This is a genomic window from Rhizobacter sp. P2_H2, from assembly GCF_056403375.1.
Genome location: NZ_JBFUFP010000314.1, coordinates 1 through 5,347, shown reverse-complemented (window position 1 = coordinate 5,347; position 5,347 = coordinate 1). Strand labels below are relative to the sequence as shown.

At 71.3% G+C, this 5,347-nt stretch carries 6 protein-coding genes; 3 read left to right on the top strand and 3 right to left on the bottom strand.

What is annotated here, in order from left to right:
- Positions 1–44: 44 nt before the first annotated feature.
- From AC1D15_RS16795 to AC1D15_RS16785, 3 genes are read right to left on the bottom strand one after another with little or no spacing between them, the layout of a single operon-like run.
- Positions 45–1,022, bottom strand: a complete 978-nt coding sequence (locus AC1D15_RS16795; RefSeq protein WP_477826864.1) for a DUF58 domain-containing protein — start codon at positions 1,020–1,022, stop codon at positions 45–47.
- Positions 1,022–2,029: an AAA family ATPase gene (locus tag AC1D15_RS16790; RefSeq protein WP_477826863.1), complete on the bottom strand. Its 1,008-nt coding sequence runs from the start codon at positions 2,027–2,029 to the stop codon at positions 1,022–1,024. The genes AC1D15_RS16795 and AC1D15_RS16790 overlap by 1 nt, the downstream gene beginning before the upstream one ends.
- Before the next feature lie 24 nt (positions 2,030–2,053).
- Positions 2,054–3,100, bottom strand: a complete 1,047-nt coding sequence (locus AC1D15_RS16785; protein ID WP_465111857.1) for a S1C family serine protease — start codon at positions 3,098–3,100, stop codon at positions 2,054–2,056.
- A 143-nt stretch (positions 3,101–3,243) separates the two neighbouring features.
- On the opposite strand from AC1D15_RS16785, the gene AC1D15_RS16780 reads away from it, so the two are divergent.
- The 3 genes from AC1D15_RS16780 to AC1D15_RS16770 form a co-directional block, all read left to right on the top strand.
- Positions 3,244–4,071, top strand: coding sequence for a TatD family hydrolase (locus AC1D15_RS16780; RefSeq protein ID WP_477826862.1), 828 nt, complete (start codon positions 3,244–3,246; stop codon positions 4,069–4,071).
- Positions 4,068–4,601, top strand: a complete 534-nt coding sequence (locus tag AC1D15_RS16775) for a DNA-deoxyinosine glycosylase (protein ID WP_477826861.1) — start codon at positions 4,068–4,070, stop codon at positions 4,599–4,601. Before AC1D15_RS16780 ends, AC1D15_RS16775 begins: the two co-directional genes overlap by 4 nt.
- Before the next feature lie 12 nt (positions 4,602–4,613).
- Positions 4,614–5,347, top strand: a 734-nt coding sequence (locus AC1D15_RS16770; protein ID WP_477826860.1) for a class I SAM-dependent methyltransferase, incomplete at its 3' end; no start/stop codon positions are given.

The following is a 5,347-nucleotide window of genomic DNA, read 5'->3' as shown; positions in this document are numbered from 1 at the left end:
CGGCACCGCCAGCAGCGCCCACAGCAGGTGAGGCCAGACGAAGGTCATGCCGCGCTCCTCGATGCACCGACAAGAGGCCGCRGGTGCGCCGCCATCCCGCCGCCGTGCGAGGCCCGCGCGCGCTGCCGGCGCAGCTCGACGAAGCGCAGCAGCGCCTCGCCCAGGTCGTCGTCGGTGGTCAGCTCCAGCGTGTCGACGCCGGCGCGCGCGAAGGCGGCGTGCAGTTCGTCCTCGCGCGACTCGGCGATGCGCGCGAAGCGCTCGCGGAARCCCGSGTCGTGGGTGTCGACCAGCAGCTGCTCGCCGGTCTCGGCATCCTGCAGCGTGACGAGGCCGAGGTCCGGCAGGTCGAGTTCCATCTCGTCGTACAGCCGCACCGCCAGCACCTCGTGGCGCTGCGCCAGGCGCGCCATCGCGTCGGCCCAGCCGGGTGCGCTGATGAAGTCGGAGACGACGAACACCATCGAACGCCGCGGGATCATCGTCGCCGCGCGCTGCAGCAGGTCGCCGAGCCGCGTCTCGCGCTGCGCTGCAGCCTGCGGCGCCGCATGCGCGCGCAGCCGCTGCAGCAGGTTCAGCACATGGCTGCGGCCGGTGCGCGGCGGCAGCACCGCATCGACCTGGCTGCCGTAGAACACCGCGCCGACGCGGTTGCCGTGCCGCGTCAGCAGGCGCGCCAGCACGGTGACGAACTCGGCCGACACGCTGCGCTTGCTGCGCTGCGCACCGAAATCGATGCTGCCGCTCAGGTCGAGCAGGAACCAGGCGCTCATCTCGCGGTCTTCGGTGAACTCGCGCACGTGCGGCACCTGCAGCCGCGCGGTGACGTTCCAGTCGATGTGGCGCACGTCGTCGTGGTGCTGGTACTCRCGCAGGTCGGCCAGGTCGAGCCCGGCGCCGCGCCACAGCGTGCGGTAGTCGCCCTGCAGCAGGCCGTCGAGGCGGCGCAGCACGGTCCACTCGAGCCGCTGCAGCACCGATTCGGCGCTGGGCGTCGCAGGCGATCTGGCGGACTCGTCCATCAGCGCCCCGCTTCTTCGGCCCGGTGCGCCATCGGCTTGTCGGGCTTGGGCACCTTCTGCACGATCTTGTGGACGACCTGGTCCGCGCTCAGCCCCTCGGCGAGCGCTTCGTAGCTCAGCACCAGGCGATGCCGCAGCACGTCGGGCACCAGGTCGAGCACGTCTTCGGGCAGCGCATAGCTGCGCCCGCGCAGCAGCGCCAKCGCGCGSGCGCCCTCGRTCAGGYYGATGGTGGCGCGCGGGCTGGCGCCGAAGSTGATGAACTTGGCGAGGTCCGGCAGGCCGTAGCGCGCCGGGTTGCGCGTCGCGCTGACCAGCCGCACCGCGTACTGCATCAGCGCCGGGTCGACGTACACGCTGCGGCAGCGGTGCTGCAGCTCGGCGAGCTGCTCGGTGCTCGCGACGGCGCTCACCTGCACCGGGTCGCCGGTGACGCGCTCGACGATCACGAACTCCTCTTCCTCGCTCGGGTAGCCGACCAGCACCTTCATCATGAAGCGGTCGACCTGCGCCTCGGGCAGCGGGTAGGTGCCCTCGGTCTCGATCGGGTTCTGCGTGGCCATCACGAGGAAGGGCGAGGGCACCTTGTGCGTCTCGCCGGCGATCGTCACCTGGCGTTCCTGCATCACCTCCAGCAGCGCGCTCTGCACCTTGGCCGGGGCGCGGTTGATCTCGTCGGCCAGCAGCAGGTTCGCGAACACCGGGCCGAGCGAGGTCGCGAACTCGCCGGTCTTCTGGTTGTAGATGCGTGTGCCGACCAGGTCGGCCGGCACCAGGTCGGGCGTGAACTGGATGCGCTTGAAGCTGCCGCGCAGCGTGGTCGCGAGCGTCTTGATGGTGATCGTCTTCGCGAGGCCCGGCACCCCCTCGACCAGCAGGTGGCCCTGGGCCAGCATCGCCACCATCACGCGCTCGAGGAACTTGTCCTGCCCGACCACGACGCGCTTGACTTCGTACAGCAGCCGCTCCATCAGCGTCGCGGTGTTCTGGCTGTCGGGCTGGTCCATGAAGTCTCCGGGTGAGGGTGGAAATCAGAACGGCGGCATGCCGGCCGCGTTGGCGGCGCTGTCGATCGGCACCGCGAAGCCGATGCCGATGAAGGTGCGGTGCTCGGTCGGGTTCAGGATCGCGGTGACGATGCCGACCACCGAGCCGTCCATCGTCACCAGCGGGCCGCCGGAGTTGCCGGGGTTGGCGGCGGCATCGAACTGGATCAGGTTGTTCAGCAGCCGCTGGCCCTGCGGCGAGCGGAAGTCGCGCTTCAGGCCGGAGATCACGCCGCCGGACACCGACGGGCCGATGCCGAACGGGTAGCCGACCGCGATCACCTGGTCGCCGGCCCGCAGGTCGGAGGCCGAGCGCATCGTCGCGGCCTGCAGGTCGTCGGGAATGCTCTTGGCACGCAGCACCGCCAGGTCGTGCTCCGGCTCGACGCCGACCACCGTCGCGTCCGACTCGAAGCCGTCGGCGAAGGTCACGCGCAACTTCTTCGACCCCTGCACCACGTGCAGGTTGGTCAGGATGGTGCCGTTGTCGATGATCACGACGCCGGAGCCGGTGGAGGTGGACAGGTGCGGCTCGCCGGGCTCGGGCGAGTCGGAGGCGGTCTGCTTCTTGCGGTCGCCCGGCACGGGCTTCGCGGCCTTCGGCAGCGGCCCCGGCTTGGCGCGCTTCGCATCGGGCGTGGCCTCGGCCTTCGCGCGGTCGGGCTCGTCGCCATCGGTGCCGACCACGCGCACGACCGACGGGGCGATGATCTCGTACGCCTTCGCGTAGGCGGACGGCAGCGGCTCCTTCTCAAGCGAGTGGCGCACGGCGGCGTCGATGTCGGCCTGGGTTAGCGCGCGGGCGGCCGGGTTGATCGCCTGCCAGCCGGCCACGCCGCCCAGCACCAGCACGGCGCCGGAAAAGCCCCACAGCAGGCGTTCATGGCGGCCGAACCAGCCGCGCCAGCGGGAGGGCGCCACGGCGGGTGTTGCCGCCGGCGATGCGTCCGCCGCGACCGGTGTCTCGGGCGCAACCGAGGATGCACCGGCGGGTGCCCGCCGAGAGCGGCTGTAGAGCGGAGCCTGTCTCATGCCTGCCTCCTGCGATGGCAGTCGGCACATTGAGAAACAAAACTGTGCCGAACGCTGACGATGGCGTCACCGTAACACGGAGTCGCCGGCCGTGCACGCCCCGAGGTACTGGTTGAGCTGGCGGGCAAGGCATCATCCGGGGGATGCGCTGGATCGACTCCCATTGCCACCTCGATGCCCCCGAATTCGACCCCGACCGCGAGGCGGTGGTCGAGCGGGCGCGGGCCGCCGGCGTCACGCAGCAGGTGCTGCCGGCGGTCGCGGTGGGCAATTTCGAGACGGTGAGGGCGCTGGCGCACCAGCATGGGTTGGCCTATGCGCTGGGCATCCACCCGCTGTGCGTCGACGCGGCCGGCGACGGCGACCTGGCGCTGCTGCGCCAGGCCCTGGCGCAGCACATCGGCGACCCCCGCCTGGTGGCGGTCGGCGAGATCGGGCTGGACCATTTCGTGCCGGGCCTCGACCAGGCGCGTGGTGAGCACTTCTTCGCTGAGCAGCTGAAGCTGGCGCGCGAGTTCGGCCTGCCGGTGATCGTGCATGTGCGGCGCTCGGCCGATTCGCTGCTGAAGCACCTGCGCCGCATCGAGGTGCGCGGCATCGCCCACGCCTTCAACGGCAGCGCGCAGCAGGCCGAGGTGTTCGTCGGGCTGGGCTTCAAGCTGGGTTTCGGCGGCGCGATGACCTTCGATCGCGCGCTGCAGATCCGCCGCCTGGCGCAGACGGTGCCGGCCGAGGCCCTGGTGCTGGAGACCGATGCCCCCGACATCCCGCCGCACTGGCTGTACCGCACGGCCGGGCAGCGCGCGGCGGGTGCCACCTCGCGCAACGAGCCGGCGGAGCTGCCGCGCATCGCCGAGGTGCTGGCCGGCCTGCGCGGCCTGTCGCTGCACGACTTGTCGCAACTGACACGCGCCAACACGCACGCCGCGCTGCCGCGCCTCGCGGCTCTGGCAGACTGGCCGGCCCGATGAAGCCAGCGCTCTCTTCCACCGCCACCCCCACCGTCGAGCCGCTGCTGCAGGGCCTGCCGCCGGTGATCGGCCCGCGCACGCGGCTGGTGGTGCTGGGCAGCTTTCCTGGCGTCGCCTCCTTGCAGGCCGGCCAGTACTACGCCCACCCGCGCAACCACTTCTGGCCGATCCTGTCGGCGCTGTGGGATGTCGACCTGCGGACCCTGCCTTACGCCCGGCGCATCGACGAAGTGCGCGAGCGCGGGCTGGGCATCTGGGACGTCTATGCCCATTGCCGCCGCGAGGGCAGCCTCGACAGCGCGATCGAGGATGCGCAGTACAACGACCTCGCCGGCCTGCAGCGGCTCGCGCCCGGCCTGCAGGGCATCGCCCACAATGGCGGCGAATCGGCCCGGGCGATGCGGTTCACCGCGACGCTCGGCGTGCCGGTGACGCGCCTGCCGTCGACCAGCCCGGCCAACGCCTCGTGGAGCTTCGAGCGCAAGCTGGCCGCCTGGCGCGCCGCCTTCGAATCCCACGGAATTGCCTGAACCATTGCCCTGATGCCTGCCCGCCCGACACCCGAACCCGAACTCGTCCCCGCTACCCTCTCCGAGGCCGACGGCGTGCGCTACCTGCACCTGGGCACGCCCTGGGTGCAGGGCGCGATGCGCGTGCGCAAGCCGAACGTGATCGAGCTCGACTACGTGCAGCGCATGATGGTCTGGCTGCTGCTGATCGAGCCCGAGGCGCTCGGCGAGGGCCATGCGGTGCAGCTCGGCCTGGGCGCCGCGGCCATCACGCGCTTCACGCAGCGCATGGGCATGCGCACCACGGCCGTCGAGCTGAACCCGACCGTCATCACCGCCTGCCGGCTGTGGTTCAAGCTGCCGGAAGACGACGACCGGCTGCAGGTGCTGAACCAGGACGCCGGCCTGTGGGTGGCCGACCCGAAGAATGCCGGCAGCGTGCAGGTGCTGTGCGTGGACCTGTACGACCACGAGGCCGCCAGCCCGGTGCTCGACGACGACGCGTTCTACCGCGCCTGCCACCGCGTGCTGGCCGATGGCGGCGTGATGACGGTCAACCTGTTCGGCCGCGATGCGAGCTACGAGCAGAGCGCGGCGCGCATCGCGGCCGCCTTCGGCGAGGCGGCCGTGTGGAGCATGCGGCCCACCCGCGAGGGCAACACCGTCGTGGTCGGCATGAAGGGGCGGGTACTTCCGTCCCGTGAAGTCCTGGCCGCGCGGGCCGACAACATCGAGAACCGCTTCGACCTGCCTGCGCGCAAGTGGCT

Excerpts from the sequence above, each read along its gene's own strand:
- AC1D15_RS16785 (WP_465111857.1), bottom strand. The coding sequence starts at position 3,100 with ATGAGACAGGCTCCGCTCTACAGCCGCTCTCGGCGGGCACCCGCCGGT.
- AC1D15_RS16780 (WP_477826862.1), top strand. The coding sequence starts at position 3,244 with ATGCGCTGGATCGACTCCCATTGCCACCTCGATGCCCCCGAATTCGAC.
- AC1D15_RS16775 (WP_477826861.1), top strand. The coding sequence starts at position 4,068 with ATGAAGCCAGCGCTCTCTTCCACCGCCACCCCCACCGTCGAGCCGCTG.